This is a genomic window from Roseomonas alba (assembly GCF_019430885.1).
GTDB classification, from domain to species: domain Bacteria; phylum Pseudomonadota; class Alphaproteobacteria; order Acetobacterales; family Acetobacteraceae; genus Neoroseomonas; species Neoroseomonas alba.
On record NZ_JAHYBZ010000004.1, the window covers coordinates 181690 to 198278 of the forward strand.

18 protein-coding genes are annotated in these 16589 nt (G+C 70.2%); 8 read left to right on the top strand and 10 right to left on the bottom strand.

Features of this window, described 5'->3' with window-relative positions; genetic code table 11:
• Positions 1-297 precede the first annotated feature (297 nt).
• Positions 298-1545, bottom strand: coding sequence for an MFS transporter (locus KPL78_RS12600; RefSeq protein ID WP_219763314.1), 1248 nt, complete (start codon positions 1543-1545; stop codon positions 298-300).
• Positions 1546-1796: 251 nt separating this feature from the next.
• Between KPL78_RS12600 and KPL78_RS12605 the strand changes: the two genes are divergently transcribed.
• From KPL78_RS12605 to KPL78_RS12615, 3 genes are all read left to right on the top strand, one after another.
• Entirely contained in the window at positions 1797-2651 is an 855-nt protein-coding gene (locus KPL78_RS12605; RefSeq protein WP_255568946.1) for a DMT family transporter, read from the top strand.
• Between the two features lie 65 nt (positions 2652-2716).
• Complete coding sequence (locus KPL78_RS12610) at positions 2717-3397, top strand: DUF1223 domain-containing protein (protein WP_219763315.1); 681 nt, start codon at positions 2717-2719, stop codon at positions 3395-3397.
• Positions 3394-4155, top strand: a complete 762-nt coding sequence (locus KPL78_RS12615) for an alpha/beta hydrolase (protein ID WP_219763316.1) — start codon at positions 3394-3396, stop codon at positions 4153-4155. Before KPL78_RS12610 ends, KPL78_RS12615 begins: the two co-directional genes overlap by 4 nt.
• Positions 4156-4485: 330 nt before the next feature.
• Here KPL78_RS12615 and KPL78_RS12620 read toward each other — a convergent pair whose 3' ends face one another.
• The 5 genes from KPL78_RS12620 to KPL78_RS12640 all read right to left on the bottom strand — a co-directional run bounded on the left by KPL78_RS12620 (position 4486) and on the right by KPL78_RS12640 (position 9095).
• Positions 4486-5445, bottom strand: a complete 960-nt coding sequence (locus tag KPL78_RS12620; protein WP_219763317.1) for a hypothetical protein — start codon at positions 5443-5445, stop codon at positions 4486-4488.
• Positions 5446-5451: 6 nt separating this feature from the next.
• On the bottom strand, positions 5452-6303 hold the full coding sequence (locus KPL78_RS12625) for a hypothetical protein (protein ID WP_219763318.1): 852 nt from the start codon (positions 6301-6303) through the stop codon (positions 5452-5454).
• Positions 6296-7597, bottom strand: a complete 1302-nt coding sequence (locus KPL78_RS12630) for an NAD(P)/FAD-dependent oxidoreductase (protein WP_219763319.1) — start codon at positions 7595-7597, stop codon at positions 6296-6298. Before KPL78_RS12630 ends, KPL78_RS12625 begins: the two co-directional genes overlap by 8 nt.
• On the bottom strand, positions 7594-8484 hold the full coding sequence (locus KPL78_RS12635) for a DMT family transporter (protein WP_219763320.1): 891 nt from the start codon (positions 8482-8484) through the stop codon (positions 7594-7596). Before KPL78_RS12635 ends, KPL78_RS12630 begins: the two co-directional genes overlap by 4 nt.
• 86 nt (positions 8485-8570) lie before the next feature.
• Entirely contained in the window at positions 8571-9095 is a 525-nt protein-coding gene (locus tag KPL78_RS12640) for a cysteine dioxygenase family protein (RefSeq protein WP_219763321.1), read from the bottom strand.
• A gap of 573 nt (positions 9096-9668) precedes the next feature.
• On the opposite strand from KPL78_RS12640, the gene KPL78_RS12645 reads away from it, so the two are divergent.
• Positions 9669-10523 (top strand): CE1 family esterase, encoded by an 855-nt coding sequence (locus KPL78_RS12645; protein ID WP_219763322.1) that lies wholly within the window; start codon positions 9669-9671, stop codon positions 10521-10523.
• On the opposite strand, the gene KPL78_RS12650 is transcribed toward KPL78_RS12645, so the two are convergent.
• Complete coding sequence (locus KPL78_RS12650) at positions 10516-11346, bottom strand: sulfite exporter TauE/SafE family protein (protein WP_219763323.1); 831 nt, start codon at positions 11344-11346, stop codon at positions 10516-10518. The genes KPL78_RS12645 and KPL78_RS12650 overlap by 8 nt on opposite strands.
• 74 nt (positions 11347-11420) lie before the next feature.
• Here KPL78_RS12650 and KPL78_RS12655 point away from each other — a divergent pair, with 74 nt between their 5' ends.
• Complete coding sequence (locus KPL78_RS12655; protein WP_219763324.1) at positions 11421-12182, top strand: sulfite exporter TauE/SafE family protein; 762 nt, start codon at positions 11421-11423, stop codon at positions 12180-12182.
• A complete protein-coding gene (gene cuyB / locus KPL78_RS12660) occupies positions 12179-12889 on the top strand; it encodes a cysteate racemase (RefSeq protein ID WP_219763325.1) in 711 nt (236 codons plus the stop codon). Before KPL78_RS12655 ends, cuyB begins: the two co-directional genes overlap by 4 nt.
• Here cuyB and KPL78_RS12665 read toward each other — a convergent pair whose 3' ends face one another.
• The 3 genes from KPL78_RS12665 to KPL78_RS12675 all read right to left on the bottom strand — a co-directional run bounded on the left by KPL78_RS12665 (position 12890) and on the right by KPL78_RS12675 (position 15019).
• On the bottom strand, positions 12890-13219 hold the full coding sequence (locus KPL78_RS12665; protein WP_219763326.1) for a DUF1622 domain-containing protein: 330 nt from the start codon (positions 13217-13219) through the stop codon (positions 12890-12892).
• Between the two features lie 339 nt (positions 13220-13558).
• Complete coding sequence (locus tag KPL78_RS12670; protein WP_219763327.1) at positions 13559-13798, bottom strand: hypothetical protein; 240 nt, start codon at positions 13796-13798, stop codon at positions 13559-13561.
• A 147-nt stretch (positions 13799-13945) separates the two neighbouring features.
• Positions 13946-15019 carry a tartrate dehydrogenase gene (locus tag KPL78_RS12675; RefSeq protein ID WP_219763328.1) on the bottom strand — a complete coding sequence of 358 codons (1074 nt, stop codon included), beginning with the start codon at positions 15017-15019 and terminating at the stop codon, positions 13946-13948.
• A gap of 112 nt (positions 15020-15131) precedes the next feature.
• On the opposite strand from KPL78_RS12675, the gene KPL78_RS12680 reads away from it, so the two are divergent.
• The gene (locus KPL78_RS12680) at positions 15132-15488 is read left to right on the top strand and encodes a hypothetical protein (protein ID WP_219763329.1); all 357 of its coding nucleotides are present in this window, start codon (positions 15132-15134) and stop codon (positions 15486-15488) included.
• A 286-nt stretch (positions 15489-15774) separates the two neighbouring features.
• The gene (locus tag KPL78_RS12685; protein ID WP_219763330.1) at positions 15775-16578 is read left to right on the top strand and encodes a sulfotransferase domain-containing protein; all 804 of its coding nucleotides are present in this window, start codon (positions 15775-15777) and stop codon (positions 16576-16578) included.
• The last annotated feature ends 11 nt before the right edge of the window (positions 16579-16589 follow it).

The following is a 16589-nucleotide window of genomic DNA, read 5'->3' on the forward strand; positions in this document are numbered from 1 at the left end:
GGCGCGCCGCCTCTGCTGATAGGGATCGACATGCTCCCGACGGCCATTGCCGACCCTGTCATAGGCCGGCACCTGCACCACGCGCGTGCCGCCCTCGGTGGTGTCCTCCGCGCCATGCAGGCGTTGCCAGCCTTCGGTGACCCAGCCCGCATAGGCGGCACGTTCCGGATGGCCGGACTGCCAATAGTGCGGGTCCCGCATCGCCGCCCGCAGATCGCCTTCAGTCACCCGGATCGTCCGCCATCCGGGTCTCTTGCCCAAGCCTCCAGGGCTAATATTCCCGACCAACCTCGGATGTCAGGGTCCGGACGTCGTTCGCCTCCGCCCCGCCAGCAGGACGACGGCGGCAAGCCCCTGCAAACCCGCCGCCAGGATGAAGATCAGCGCCGGATCGACCGCCCGCAGCAGCCCGAACCCCGCCGGTGCGAAGGCATAGCCCGCCTGGCCGATCGCGGTGATCAGCGCCACCACCCGCGCCGTATCCGCCGGCGTGAAATCCGCCTGGGCGATCAGCGGCGGCAGCGATGTCGCATTCCCCAGCCCCAGCCCGAACAGCGCGATGCCGGCGAGCAGCCACGCCACGCCATCCGCCCCACCCGCCAGCATCAGCAGCGAGCCCAGGAGCTGCACGCCATAGTTCCCCGCCGCCGCGATGCGCCGGTCCACGCCGGGCCGCAGCAGCCAGCCCATGCCGGTCCGCCCGACGATGGCGCAGACCGTCATCAGCCCCGCGACGATGCCCGCGAGCGTCGCCCCGAGCGGCGCGACCAGCATCGAAAGCAGATGCGCGATAAGCCCGACCTGCGCGAACAACCCGATCGAGGCGCCGAGCGCGAGGGTCCCGAAGCGCCGCTCGGCCCAGGGGCTGCGCAGCGGCGCGGCGTCCTGGTTCGCGCGCACCGCGACCGGCGGCAGCGCCGCATCGCCGTCCGGGAACTGGCCGAGCGCGGCCGGGTCCGCCGCCAGGTGCCGCGCCGCGAGCCACCACAGCGCCGCCGCCATGGCGAAGCCGATCGCCCCGGCCGCCACGGGAAAGCCGAACCCAGCGATCAGCGACACCCAGAGCGGCGAGAGCACCACGCCCCCCACGCTCGCGCCGTTATAGGCGGCGCTGAGCGCGGCCGGCCGCCGCCGCACGAACCAGGGCGCCACGATGGCGTTGATCGCCGCCGCCCCCGTCATCGCCCAGCCCGCGCCGCTGACCGCCGTCGCGACGAACAACTGCCAGGGTGCATCCGCCAGCGCCCAGCCCAGCACGCCGACCCCCGACAGCACGCCCCCCAGCCGCGTCACCCCCGCCACGCCGAAGCGCCGATGGATCCTCGGCAGATTTCCCACCACCAGCGCGCCGAGCAGGAAGTGGCAGGTCACCGCCGCCGAGACGAGCGGGATCGGCCAGCCCCGCGCCTCATGCACCGCAAACAGGAAGACTGGCGGCCCGTAGAACCCCACCCCCCAGCCGAAGACGGCAACGATGAAGGCGGCGCGCACCACCCGCCATCCGGCGAAGGGTGTCGTCGTGGTGGGCGTGACAGGCAGGTCCATCGGGCGTTTCCATTGTGGGGCCCGGACACTGGGCCCGTCGATGCCCGGCATGCTGCGGTGCCGACCGAAGCATGGCATGCCTGGACGGGCCGGGGCAGCCGTCGCACTCCGCCCGCCGCGGCGCCGGGGCATGATCGGTTCACGGTCGTTCACCCACCATGCTTCAATCCAGTGTTTGATCGCGTGGTTCAGACCTCCGGTGCATTCGCACCTGCGCTCGTCACGCTCCAGGGAACAGGATACGGCAGGGCATGTCGGGCAATCTCCGCGGCGGGGCGCTGATGGCCGCGGCCGCAGTGTTCTTCGCCTCCGAGGCCCTCGCCATCCGCCTAATGACCGCGCGCGGCATCCCGGTCGAGGTGCAGGTCTTCTTCCGCGCCGCCGGGCAGTTGCTGTGGGTGGCGCCGATCGTCGCGCGGTCCGGCCTCGCCGTCTTCCGCACCGAACGGGCGGGTCTGCACCTGTTCCGCGGCGGATCGAGCCTGCTGACCTGGGGCTTCTACTTCGCCTCCTTCGCCTGGCTCGACCTCGCCACCGCGACGGTGCTGTCCTTCACCAATGTGATGTTCACGACGCTGCTTGCCGGACCGGTGTTGGGGGAACGGGTGGATGGCTGGCGCTGGGCCGGCACCATCGCGGGCTTTCTCGGCGTCGCGGTGATGCTGCGGCCGGGCACGGCGGTGTCGGGCATCGGGGTGGCGCTGGCGCTGGCCTCGGCGATGACCTGGTGCGGGATCACGCTGTCCTCCCGCGCGCTGGCGCTGACCGAGCGCAACACCACCATCATGGCCTGGGTCGGGCTGGTCACGACGGCGGGGTCAGCGCCCTTCGCGGTGTGGGGCTGGGTGCCGCTCGGGCTGGCGGATGGCGCGATCCTGCTGGCGGTGGCGCTGTTCTCGCCCAGCATCATCTGGCTGATCACCAGCGCCTACCGGCATGGCGAGGCCTCGGCCCTCGCACCCTTCCAGTATCTGCGCCTGGTCTTCGTGACGGGGTTCGGCTGGCTGTTCTTCCACGAGGCGCCGGACGGTTGGACCTGGGCCGGGGCGGCGGTGATCCTGGGCGGGGCACTGATCGTCACGATGGCCGAGGTGCGGCGGCGCTGAGGGGCCGTAACCGCCGGCGCCGGCCCGGCGTAGGAACAGGGGAGCGCATCATCGGAGGCCCCTCCATGCTTCGACGCAGCCTGTTTGCCGCGGCCGCTGCCCCCGCGATCCTGTCCCGCCCCGCCGGTGCCACGGACGGACCCGTGGTCGTCGAACTCTTCACCTCGCAATCCTGTTCGTCCTGCCCGCCCGCCGACGCGTTGCTCGGGGACCTCGCGGCGCGACAGCCGGGGGTGCTCGCCCTGTCCTTCCACGTGACCTATTGGGACCGGCTCGGCTGGCGGGATCGTTTCTCCCTGCCCGAGGCGACGGAGCGGCAGCAGCGCTATGCGCGCAGCCTGGGCCATGGGCAGCTCTACACGCCCCAGATCGTGGTGCAGGGACGGCGCGACGCGGTCGGGTCCGACCGCAGCGCGGTGCTGGGCGGCATCGCGGCCGCGGCGCCGGCGCCAGTTGCGATCGGGCTCGCCATCACGGATCAGGGGCTGCGCATCGACCTGCCCGAGGGCGCGGGCGGCGGCACCGTCTGGCTCATCGGCTATGACGCGCGCCACGTCACACGCATCGGCGGTGGCGAGAATGGCGGCCGGACGCTGTCCTACACCAATGTCGTGCGCAGCATCGCGCCGGTCGGCGCCTGGCAGGGCCGGCCGTCGCGGCTGACCGCGCCGCGCCCAGGCGGAGAGCACATCGCCGTGCTGCTGCAGGGTGCGGATGGCGCGATCCTCGGGGCGGCGCGGTCGTGAACCCGATCCTGCGGCGCCGGCGCGCGGCGCTTCTCGGCGGGGCGCTCGGACTCACTGCGCAGGAGGCGCGGGCCGCGACAGAGGTGACCCTTCAGGCTGCGGATGGCGTGCGCGTCTTCGGCACGCACCTCGCCGCCGAGGGCCGGCCGCGCGGCACGGTGCTGCTGTTCCACATGGCCGGATCGAACCGGGGCGAATACGCGACCATCGCGCCGGAACTCGCCCACCGAGGCTTCGACAGCCTGGCGATCGACCAGCGCTCCGGTGGCCCGGCCTGGGGGCGGCGCAACGAGACGGTCGCCGCCCTGGGCCACGCCACGGACTTCGCCGCCGCGTTGCCGGACCTCGACATCGCCTTCACCTGGGCTGCGGCGCGTCCGGGCCGGGGTCCGGTGCTCATCTGGGGCAGCAGCTATTCCGCAGCGCTCGTCTTCCTGCTCGCGGCGCGGCGGCCAGGCGTCGCGGCAATGCTCGCCTTCTCGCCGGGCGAATACCTGCAGGGCGTGTCGGTGCGCGATGCCGCCGCGCGCGTCACCTGCCCGGCCTTCGTCACCTCCTCCTCGGACGCACCGGAGATCGCGGCGGCCACCCAACTGGTCGCGGCGCTGCGCGGGACGCCGCGCCGACAGTACCGGCCGGCGATCGGCCAGCATGGAAGCCAGACCTTGCGCTCCGACCGCAACCCGCGCGGCGCTGCGGCGGGATGGGAGGCGGTGGGTGCCTTTCTCGATGAGGTCACGCCCCCACGCGAGTCCTGATCCTGGGTGATGGGGTCGGTCAGCAGCGCTTCGCGGCCGACGGGCGGCCTTCCTGACGGCTGGCTCGCCGGCCTTGGAGGGGCGCCGCCCCTCCAAACCACCCCGCCAAGTGCTTGGAGCACTTGGAACGCAATCTTCTGGCGCCGGTCGCGACGGGCATGCTGCCCCCGCCAACTGCGCCTGGCGTGCAAGCGCGAGTCTCGGCACCATTCCGCCCGGGGCGCCCTGCTCCAAGTTCAGGTTTCCCAAGACCTATCGGCCTTTGGCGGGTGGGGGTCCGGGGGAGGGCAGAGCCCTTCCCCGCGCCACCAGCGCCTCGTCCGACGCGTATCAGCCCCAGGCGAAACCCACGGCGAGATCGGCCGCGAAGGGATCCGGCCCATCCGCCAGCGCGCTCGCCAGCCAGGCTTCGGCCGCCAGGGCCAGCCGCGCCAGTGCCCGCCGCCATTGCGCCAGCAATTCCACATCCGGCGCGGCGCGATGCATCGCCTCATCCAGCCAGGCGCCATAGGCGGCCGGCAGCGCCGCCATCAGGCGCGCGACGAGCATCGCATCGCGCGCCGAAAGATCCACGGGCAGGGCCAGGACGCCGGCGGCGCTCAGCGTCGCCTTCCGCGCGGTCGCGCCCGGTGCGGCGAGGGTGAGTGCCAGCGCCCCCTCCTCCTCCCGCAGCGCGATGGCAACATGCGGCTGCGCCGTGGGACCGAGACGCGCCGCCTCCAGCCGCATGTCCAGCAGCCGCGCCGCGCCATCGGAGAGAAAGGCGAGGCGCGCGCGCCCGGAGGCCACGGGGAGATACGTATCGAGAAAGCGCCGCCCGGCGATCAGCGCCAGCGCGTCGCGCGGCGTCTCCGGGCCGGCCTCGGCCGGTTCCAGCACAAGGGTCGACAGGCGGAAGCCGACGCTGCGCATCCCCTGCTGGGGTGAGGGCAGATGCCGCAGCCTGGCGCAATGGAACCAGAACTCGCCGCGCGCCGCACTGACCATGGCGGCCGCGTCCCAGGCGAAGTCGAGCACCGCGCCGGTGCCCAGGCGCCGGACCGTCGCCCCCAGCCGATGGCCGTTGAGGAAGACGCTCACCTCCGGCAGCGCCTCGGGATCGATCAGGAGGCAATGCGCCTCGCCGCGCCCCGCGCCTTCGGGCAGGGCGATGCGGAGGACGGAAAGATGCCCCGGGCCGGACCAGCGGAAGCCGCCGGCCTCGCGCAGCTCGGGCGCGTACCAGCCGCTTCCCTCGATGCCGAACAGCATGTCGGTCACGATGCGCCGCCGCCAGGGCTGAGTTGCCATCCGTTCCTAATCCAGAGTCCAGGCGCTGCGCTCGGCGAGGCGCACCAGTTCGATGCCGAAGCGCGTCCCGGCCGTCACGACCAGGTCCGCGAGGGGATAACCCGCCTCGGGATCGGCCGCCACCGCGGTCAGGAGGTCGGCCATGGCCTCGGCGATGCCGCCCATCGCGAGGACCGACATCGCATCCCGCCGGGGCTGCAGATGCGCCATCAGCGCATGCAACGCGGCAAGCCAGGCTGACCGCCGCCACGCCGTCTGGTGCCACAGATGCCGCACGCCGACACATTGCACGACATCGACGGCGATGCCCTGCAACAGCGCATCAAGCAGGATCCAGTAATCCCACCAGGGCACGCCGAGCGCGAAGCCGCGCATGTCGATGCGCTGCGCGATGGCGCGCGGCATCAGGACCAGGTCGTAGCCGTAGCGGTAGAAGGGCCCTTCGGCCTGCTGCGCATGGCTGACATCCATCCGGTTGCAGGCGACGACGCGGTCCTGCGCCCGTGCAACCAGCGCCGCGCGACGCCGCATATCGAGGTCGAGCCGGATATCGGCGTTGACCAGCCCAACCACCGGCGCGCCGGTCGCCAGCGCCTGGGCCAGCGCATCAGCCACCCAGGCGCCGGGCCTGCCGAAGGCCTGGGCGACGCCTGGCTGCGCGGCGATGACGGTCACACCGTCGGGCAGCGCGCCGAGGGCGGCGTGCTCCTCCCCCGGGTTCACGCTGAGCACCTGCCAACCGGGCGCGGGCCAGGAGGCGATGCAGGCCGCGCGCCAATCCGGGCCGGCATTCCAGCCGCCCGGACCTGGCCGGGTCATGCCCGGCGGGATGGAGGTGGCGAGCGCGACGTCAGTCACGCGCATCGAGCCGCCGCGCCGCCGCGATGTTCCAGGCGATGCCGAGGGACCGGAAGGCATGGCCGGCGATGGTGCGCAGTCGCGTCTCGACCGGCGCAGCGATGTCGCGCAGCGGCGTGCCTGTGCTGGCGCGCGCCATCTCCCGCCCCAGGGCAATCGCGAGCGCGACGCCGCGCCCATTGCAGCCGGTCCAGCCGAGCACGCCGGGCGCGAGGTCGTAGAGATGCGGCAGCCGGTCCTTGGTCGCGGCGATGTAGCCCCACCAAGTGTAGTCGAACCGGATCTCGCCGATCTGCGGAAAGACGCGGCGCAGGCGTTCGGCGATGCGGGCGCGCAGGCGCGAATCCCAGGCGAACGGCAGCATCAGCGCACCGCCCGTGACGAGGCGGCCGCTCTCGTCGAAGCGGAAGAAATAGAGGTCCCCGCGGGTGTCTGACAGGGCATGGCCCTCGGGCAGGATCGTCCGGCGAATGTTGCCCGAGAGGACCGAGGTCGCCATCTGGTAGGACCGCACCGGCACGATGGTGCGCCGCAGCCCCGGCCAGAAATCGCCCGTATAGGCCTGGGTGCCGATGATGACGCGCTCAGCCGTCAGCGTGCCGCGCGGCGTCTCCAGGACCCAGCCGCCACCCGCTGCGGGACGGATGGCGCGGACGGGACTGCCGGTGTGGATCACCGCGCCGGCCTTGATCGCCGCATCCGCCAGGCCGCGTGCGAACCCCAGCGGATTGATCCGCCCGCCCGTCGTGTTGCCCCAGCCGCCATGCCAGTGGTCGGTGCCGGTCAGCGTGGCCATCTCGACACGGGAGTAGAGCCGGACCGGAGCGCCGCGGCGGGCCCATTGCTCGGCGCGGGATTCCGACAGGCGCAGGCGGGAGGCGCGATGGGCGGGCTGGATCCAGCCATTCTGGACTGCCTCGGCGGCAATGCCGTGCTTGCGGATCAGGTCGAAGACAAGGGCAGCGCTGTCGCGGATCAGGCCGACGAGCTGCTCGCCCTTGTCACGGCCGCCCAGTTCAGCCGGTGTCGCGGCGACGATGTCGTCGGGGTCGATGCGCGACAGGGTCGGGATGACCTGGCCGTTGTTGCGCCCGGAGGCCCCCCAGCCGATCGCCTCCGCCTCCAGCAGCGTGACGGGCGCGCCGGCCTCGGCCAGATGCAGCGCGGCCGACAGCCCGGTGAAGCCGCCGCCGACCACCGCGACGCCGGTGCGGGCATCGCCAGCGAGCGGCGTCGTCGCCGGCGCCGCCGGTGCGGTCGCCGCCCAGAGGCTGTTCGGCAGGGGCTCGGTCATGCCGTCCGCCGCCCGGTGAACAGCACCGCCGCCAGCATCCCGCCCGCCGCCAGCGTGGCGCCCAGGCCCTGGAGCAGCGAGATCGGCTCCTCGAGCAGGAAGGCGGCGAGCAGTAGGGCGGTCACGGGCACCATGATGGACAGGGTGGCCGCCCGCGTCGGTCCAAGCAACTCCACGGCGCGCGCATAGAGGAACATCGCCAGCGCCCCCAGTGCCACGCCCTGCGCCACGAACTGCACGATCAACGGCCCGGCGGGGATCTGCGCCACCTCAGCCGCACGCCAGGGCAGCCAGACGGGCAGCACGACGATGGCCGAGATCATGGTCACCGCCGCCGTCGCCGGGATGGCCGGCACCTGCCAGCGCCGCAGCAGCAGCGTGAAGACCGACCAGGTGGTGCCCGCGAGCACCAGCAGGATGTCGCCACGCCAGGCGCCCGGATGATTTCCCGATACGCCATCCCAGCCGATCATCAGCACCCCCGCGCCCATGATGGCGAGCGCGGCGGCGCGCCCGCGGGACGGCCATTCCCCGATCATCGGAATGGCAAGCAGCGCGCCCGCGACCGGCATGACCATCGGCGCAATCGTCCCGCCATGGGAAGCCGGCGCAAACAGCAGCGCACAGACAAACAGCAGCAGATTCGGCGCACCACCGAAGAAGGATAGCACCAGCAGCCGCCACCAGCCGATGCGCTTGAGCGCATCGCGCGCCTGCCAGGCGAGCGGAGCCAGCAGCAGCGCCGCCGGCGCATAGCGGAAGGCAGCGAGATCGATCGGATGGAAGCCCTGTCCGGCCAACGCCGGCCGCGCTACCACCGCGTGCCCGCCCCAGATGATGGAACAGGCGATCCCGACCGCAAGCCCCAGCAGGATTTTCGGATTCATCACCCCGCAGACTGCCCTGCCCCGCGGCCTTCCGATACGCCACCGCGGCGCGGATCAGTCATGCCAGGGTGCGGGGCGCCCTGAAGTCAGGCGGCGAAGACGCGGTTCAGGTCGCTGCAGAAGCGGCCGTACGGCAGGCCATAGGCGTGGATGGAGATGGCCGTCTCGGTGCCGAGATTGGCCAGCCGATGGATCGCGTCCGCCCGAGCGGGACCGTAGGTGATGTCGCCCGGCCGGCGCAGCGCGATGCCGGACAGCAGCGGCGGTGCGCCATCGTCCTGTGACGGCTCGTAGAAGGTCTCGGTCAGCACACCGCGATGCACGCCCACCGCGCACCAGGCGTTGTGCGCATGCACCGGCGACATCTGCCCCGGGCGCCAGACCAGCGCGGCGACAGCCCAACCGGCCTCCACATCCTCATGCAGCAGGTGGCGGATATAGGTCTCGGCGCGGCAGGGACAGTCACGGCCGAGCAGCAGCATCGGGTCGGCGGCGTAGTGGCCCAGCACCTCGGCCACCGCAGCGGAAGGGTCACCCTGCGCGGCACGAAGCGCGGAGGAAATCCCATCAGCCATGGCATCGAGAGCACCGCGGGCGGAAAGGACGTTCATGGGGCGGGAATCCTGCGGTCGAGCGGAGAACGTGTCTATCGCCTCAGGGTAAAGGGAGAGACAAATCTTCTTCAAGAACTTTGTTGCGAGAAAATGAAATCCCTCGTTCTGCCGCGTTGGAGATTTCACGCCTCCGGCGAAGGTTGCGCGACGTCTCGCCCGCCAGCAACGCAATCGTTAAGAGGCGCGGCCCGTCTTCAAACGTCTCCCCGCATCGACGTGGCAGGCCGCGTCACTGCCCCCCCCCTGCATAGCGGGCATCCCACGCCGAATTCATTTCGATTGAGGCGCGATCTCCATGCCAGGCGCGCTTCCGGCAGGAATGGGCCCACCGGCACTGTTCCGCCGCTGCCGCATGTCACCAACACCGGCGCACGTCATCAGGTGGAGGCCACGCTTCAGCCCTTGACGGGGTGGCTTCGAGGGATGGAGCCGCTCCAGACATCCGCGCCCCCCGCACCAATTCCCAGCGGCGCCTTCGGAGGCTTTACCCTGTTGCGCTTCGTCGCACGCACCCCGACCTCCCGGTGGCATTCTGCGCCTCTCCGCCTACAGCCGTCCCGGAGTCCTGCTTTGCTGCGTCTTGCCGTTCTGTTCGCTGTGCTTCTTGCTTCCCTTCCGACCGTGGCGCGGGAGCGTCCGCGTGACCCTGTCCCACGACGCCAGGCTGCGCCCCAGCAGATCGCTCCCCTGCCCGGCACCCAGCGCCTCGAGATCGAATTCGACGGCGCGACACGCAGCTACCTGCTGCATCTGCCGCGCGTCAGTACAGGGGATCGGCCGCTGATCCTGGTCTTCCACGGACTCGGCGGCCAGGGCGCGCAGGTGGAGCGGCTGTCACGCTTCACGACGCTCGGCGAGGAGCATGGCCTCATCATCGCCTATCCCAATGGCGCGGACGGGATGTGGCGCGTCCTGCGCGACCCGCGCACGGAAATCGCCTTCGCACGCGCCGTCGTCGCGGACATCACCCGCCGCGCCCCGGTCGATCGCCGGCGCATCTTTGCCGTCGGCATGTCGAACGGGGCCATGATGGCCGCGGCACTCGGGTGCTTCGCGCCGGACCTCGTGGCGGGGGTGGGGCTGGTCTCGGGCGGCTATGTCGCGCCGTGCCGCAATGCGCCCCACGCGCCGGCCATCCTGTTCAACGGCACGGCGGATACGATGCTGCCCATCGAGGGGCGGCGGCTGATGATGCCGGTGCGCGACTTCGCCCGCTCGCTGGGGTCAGGCCCCAATTGCCGCGCGCAGCCCGAACCGCTGGAACCGGTCTCCGGCACTCAGCCCGTGCGCTTCGCCTGCGGCGGAGCGGAAGCGGTGCTGTGGACCATCCCGGGCGGCAACCACGGCTGGCCCGGCGGGCCGGGCGGCGCGCCGCACCCGGATGCGACGCGGGAGATCTGGCGGTTCTTCGAAACCCTCAGGTGAAGAGCTTCCAGAACATCCGCAGGCTGGTGATCAACAGGAAGGCGCCGAAGGCCCGCTTCAGCCAGATCGGCGGGATGGTGTGCGCCAGGTGCACGCCCCAGGGCGTGGCGATCAGCGAACTGGGCACGATCAGCGCGAAGCCGATCAGGTTCACATAGCCCAGCGAGAAGGGCGGCAGCAGCGGATCGCCCCAGCCGCCCCAGATGAAGCCGATCGTCGCCGGTATGGAAATGATCAGCCCGAAGGCCGATGACGTCGCGACGGCGGAGCGGATCGGCACGCCGCACAGCGACAGGATCGGCACGCCGAGCGTCCCGCCGCCGATGCCCATCATGGCGCTGACGCCACCGATGCCGAGGCCGATCGCCTGCCGCCCCGCACCGGTGGGCACGCTGTCGGTGATCTTAGAGTCGACGCCCGTCAGCCCCATGTTCAGTGCCACGAGCAGAGCGACCACCGCGAAGACCGCGGTCAGCCCATCGCCATGGACATAGACGGCAAGCGCGGTACCGAGCGCGACGCCGACCAGCATCGCCGGCCAGATGGACCGGATCAGCCCGACATCCATCGCCCCCTTCGCATGGTGCTTGCGCGCCGACTGGATCGAGGTCGGGACAATGGTGGCGAGCGAGGTCGCCACCGCCAGCTTCATCTGGATCGCCTCGGGGATGCCAAACAGCGGGAAAACGTTGAACAGCAGCGGCACGATGACAATGCCGCCGCCGACCCCGAGAAGCCCGGCGAGCGTGCCCGAGACGAGACCCGTCGCCGCCATGGCGACAGCCATCCCGAGAAGCCAGAGCGGGTCGTTGAGATGTTCCATGTCGGGGAAGGTCCGGGATGGGCGGGAAGCGCTTCCCGTGGCATACACGCTGGCCCCAGCAGCGTCACCCCGCCTTGCCCTTCCTGACCGATCCCTGGTTCTACCTGCTCGCCATCCCGGCCGTGCTGATCACCGGCATCAGCAAGGGCGGATTCGCCGGCGGCGCGGGCAATCTCCTGGTGCCGCTGATGGCGCTGACCGTGCCGGCGCCGATGGCGGCCGGCATCGCGCTGCCGCTGCTCTGCGCCATGGACGTGTCAGGGTTGAAGGCCTGGTGGGGCCGCTGGGACAAGCGGGAGATGCGGGTGCTGGTGCCCGGGGCGCTGGTCGGCATCCTGGTCGGCGGCGTCGCCTTCCACCTGTTCTCCGACCGCGCGATCAAGGCGATAGTCGGGCTGACGACGCTGGCCTTCCTGGCGCGCACGCTGTGGCTGCAGCGGCATGCGGTGCCGCCGCCGGCCGCGCCGCACGACCCGGTGAAGGGGTCGATCTGCGCGGCGGCGTCGGGCTTCACCAGCACCATCGCGCATGCAGGGTCCCCGCCGCTGGCCATCTACATGTATCCGCGGCGGCTCGACCGACAGGTGATGGCGGCGACCTCGGTCGTCTTCTTCGGCATCGTGAACTACGTGAAGCTGATCCCCTATGCGCTGCTGGGGAATCTCTCCGCGGCCAACCTTGCGACCAGCCTGGTGCTGCTGCCGCTGGCGCCGGTGGGTGTCTATCTCGGCATCTGGCTGCAGAAGCACGTGCCAGATGCACTGTTCTACAAGTTGCTCTACGCGCTGCTGCTGATCACCGGCGTGAAGCTGACATGGGATGGGGTCTTCGCATGAGTGGATCCGCTCGGGTGCTGGGTGTTCTCGGCGGCATGGGGCCGCTCGCGGGGGCGACCTTCATGCAGCGGCTGACTCTGCTGACACCGGCGGAGCGCGACCAGGACCACATCCCGTCCATCCTGTGGTCCGACCCGCGCGTGCCGGACCGCACCGCGGCGCGGCTCGCCGGCGGCGAGGACCCGCTGCCCTGGCTGCTGCGCGGCATTGCGGGGCTGGAGGCCGCCGGCTGCGGCGCCATTGCCATTCCCTGCAACACCGCCCATGGCTGGTTCGAGGCGATGCAGGAAGCGACCTCCCTGCCCATCCTGCACATCGTCGAGGCGGCGGCGGATGAGCTGCTGCGCCTCGGTATCACCAACGGCACGGTGGGGCTGATGGCGACCTCGGGCACGCTGGCGATGAAGCTGTACCAGGGGCGGCTTGCGGCGCGCGGCTATGAGTGCCTGGTGCCGGCGGAGGAGGAAATGGCGCGCCTCGTCATGCCGGCGATCGAGCTGGTGAAGGCGAATCGCGTCGCCGACTCCTACGCCCCGCTGGCGGAGATCGCGCGCCGGCTGGTGGAACGCGGGGCGCGGGCGGTCGTGCTGGGCTGCACGGAGATCCCGCTCGGCATTGCGGCGGGCCCTGCCCTGCCCTTCCCGGTCGCGGACACAATCGATGCGCTGGCGCGGGCGTCCATCGCCTGGGCGAAGCCGGCGGGGTAGTCAGGCGCGCGCCTGCTCCATCTCCCGCTGGAGGAAGAAGTTCAGCACGGTGCGCAGCGCCGCGATGGCGGCGAGCTTGCCGATCTCGTCCCAGCCCGGGGCGATGGCGGTGCGCAGGATATCGGCGGCGAGGGCGAATTCCAGCGCCAGCATCAGCCAGCGCGCGAGGTGCAGCCGGACCGCATCGCTGCGGATGTCATTCGCGTGCCCGAAAAAGGCGCGCAGGAAGCCCAGCACGGCCTGGATGACGGCGAGGGACACGACCAGCACCGCTGCCGCCTCAACGGCGATGGCGGCCCATTCGGTGATGCCAAGGATCAGGTCGTGCATTCGCCGCCGGTATCACGGCCCGACATCCGTGTCGCCCGCCTATCGGCCCGATGCCCTGCATCGGGCCGGGAGCACGAAGCGCGACTGCGCCCGGACCGACAGCACGCCCCGGCGCACCAGTGCAGGGTGCGAAGGCAAGCCGCGCGGATGCGCGGCGCCCGCCGCCTGAGGGCTCAACCAAAGACTCGGATCGCGGCCTTGCCGCGATCCGGGAGCGCAGGGCGCGACCGCGCGCAGACCGACAGCGTTCCCTCGCGCATCAGCACAGGGCCGCGGATGCGGCCCGCCCACCGGCTGAGGGACGCACAAAGACCCCGTAAGAACCGCCTGCGGCGGTTCTTACGGACAGTCGCAGCCGTCGGTCGGGCCGGTGTCCTGGCGGATGATGTGATGGTCGATCCACTCGGCAACCAGGCGCTGCGCCTCGTTCACCGAGGATTCCGGATGGTGGATGCGATACAGCGCCGTGCAGGCCCGGAAGGCCGGCATGTCGCCATTGCCCTGCTCGCGCAGTTCCCGATAGGCCGTGACCACGGCGCGTTCGCAGCGTCGCGCGATGTGGCTGAAATCCCGGCCCATGAGCTACTCCTCGCGGCGGTAGTTGAGAGTCATTCGCAATTGCAGTCGAGAATCGTTCTCAAGTGCTGACATAGACTAGCGTCAGCATCCCTGCCGTTCAAGCGGCGGGCGCCTCACATGTCACCTTGTGAAGCGCCCCCTTTGCCGTCAGCCGGCCGCCACAGCCTCGGCGATGGCCTTGCCCACATCCAGCGTGCCGGCCTGACCGCCCATGTCGCGGGTGCGCGGCCCGCCCTCGGCAAGCAGCTTCTCGATGGTCTGGACGATGCAGTCCGCCGCATCCTTCTCGCCCAGATGCTCCAGCATCATCGCTCCGGACCAGATCTGCCCGATCGGATTCGCGATGAACTTGCCCGCGATGTCCGGGGCCGAGCCGTGCACCGGCTCGAACATCGACGGGAAGGTCTTCTCCGGGTTGATGTTGGCGGACGCCGCGATGCCGATCGACCCCGCCACCGCCGGGCCAAGATCGCTCAGGATGTCCCCGAACAGGTTCGACCCCACCACCACGTCGAACCAGTCCGGATGCTGGACGAAATGGGCGCAGAGGATGTCGATATGGAACTGGTCCGTCGTCACCTCGGGGTAGTTCTTCGCCATCTCGGCGAAGCGCTCATCCCAATAGGGCATGGTGAAGGTGATGCCGTTCGACTTGGTCGCGCTCGTCACCTTCTTCCGCTTGCGGGTCATCGCCAGCTCGAAGGCGTATTTCATGATGCGGTCGCAGCCGATGCGCGTCAGCACTGTCTGCTGGGACACGAACTCGCGGTCCGTTCCGGGAAACATCTTCCCGCCGATGGAGGAATACTCGCCCTCGGTATTCTCCCGGACGACATAGAAGTCGATGTCCTCCGGCCCGCGATTGGCGAGCGGCGACTTCGATCCCGGCAGCAGCTTGCACGGCCGCAGGCTGACATACTGGTCGAACTGCCGGCGGATCGGGATCAGCAGGCCCCACAGCGACACATGGTCCGGCACCCCCGGCCAGCCCACCGCACCCAGGAAAATCGAATCGCTATCCTTCAGCCGATCCATCCCGTCATCCGGCATCATCTTGCCGGTCTGCGTGTAGGTCTCGCAGGACCAGTCGTACTGGGTCAGCTCCAGTTCGAAGCCGAAGCGCCGCGCCGCGGCATCCAGCACGCGCAGCCCCTCGGGCGTCGTCTCCTTGCCGATGCCATCGCCGGGAATGACGGCGATGCGGTGCTTGCGGCTTGCCATGGGGCGCCTCCTCAATCTCTCGCCGCGCACCGTAGAAGGCCGCGGAGAGAGCGCAAGGTCACCGCGCGCGACCCATCCCTTCCGCCATGCTCGCCGCGAAGGGAGTCCCGCCATGCCCCGCCACGCCGCAGCCGTTCTCGGCCTTCTTCTCGGCCTCGCTGCCTGCGAGGAGGATTTCACCGAGACCAAGCCGCCCGAACATGACGGCAATCGAAGCCTCAGTCGCGCTGAACTGCGCTGGTGCATGTTCAACGACATCCGCATCGAGGCCGCGCGGGCTGACATGCGCACCGCCAAGCAAGGCCAGGTCCAGGCTTTCAACGCCGCCGCGGCCGAATGGAACGCATCGTGCCGGCGGTATCGCCATGCGCGGTCCGATCGCGATTCGATCCAGCGGCAGGTCGACGCTCGCCGCCAGCTTCTCGAGAACGAAGGCCGGGCGCGGTTCGCCATCGCGGAAGTGCCGTAGGCAACCACGAAGCGCGCGGGTTCCATCGCGCGCCCGGATCGGTCGCGATGTGAATTACCCCACCGGAAACGCAGGTTTCATGCGAAATTCACGAGAGCTGCCACGTCGTGACGGACGGCCGTCGCGCGGCGCTTGAAACCCTCGTGACATGGCATTGCATTTGCTTGCGTCAGGCGCCGGCGCGGGGAAAACAGCGTGCCTGCCGCTGCCGCCGGTCCACCTGTTCAGCCCGGCACGGAGCGCGTAGGAACCCCCTGCTGATTTCATGGTCATGGAGAGTGCAAGCATGCCCACCACGAAGACGATGACGTTCGCCGGCGTCGAGTTTGCCATCCAGGACGATCCGACGAAGCCACTGTTTTTCGTGCTGGGCATCCGGAAATCCGGCAGCTCGATCATGAACTCGATGGTGACGGCGCTCGCGAAACTGAACGCACTCCAGTTCGTCGATGTCCCCGGGAAGCTCTTCGAATCCGGTGTGCGCGTCGCGTCCTGGCAGCACGACGCAGGGCTGGGCGACCTGCTGTGCGGAGGCAATGTCTATGGCGGATTCCGCGATGCGCCACTCGGCATCGTCACGCATCCACTCGTGTCGCACAGCCTGAAGATCCTGCTCGTGCGCGATCCGCGGGACGCGCTGGTCAGCGAGTATTTCTCGAACGCCTACGCGCACAAGGTTCCGGGCGCGGGCGAGATGCGAGATCAGATGCTCGCGCTTCGCTCCCGCGCGCTGCGCGATTCCGTGACCGAATACGTGATGCGCCGGGCGCCGTTCCTGCTGCGCACGATCGCCGGCTACGACGCTTTCCTCGACATGCCGGGACTGCGGCTGTTCCGTTACGAGGAAGCGATCATGGACAAGCGCACCTTCTTGCGAGACATCTGCGATCACTTCCAGTGGCAGGTCAGCGATCTCCAGCTCGACCAGATCCTCGGCTGGGCGGACGTCATGCCTACCGAGGAGGATCCGCAGAAGTTCGTCCGCCGGGTGCGCCCGGGTGACCATCTGGACAAGCTCGACCCGGAAGCCATCGCCAAGCTGAATGAGATCTTCGCAGAACAATTGGACCGCTTCGGCTACGCGCGGTGAATGAGCCCGGA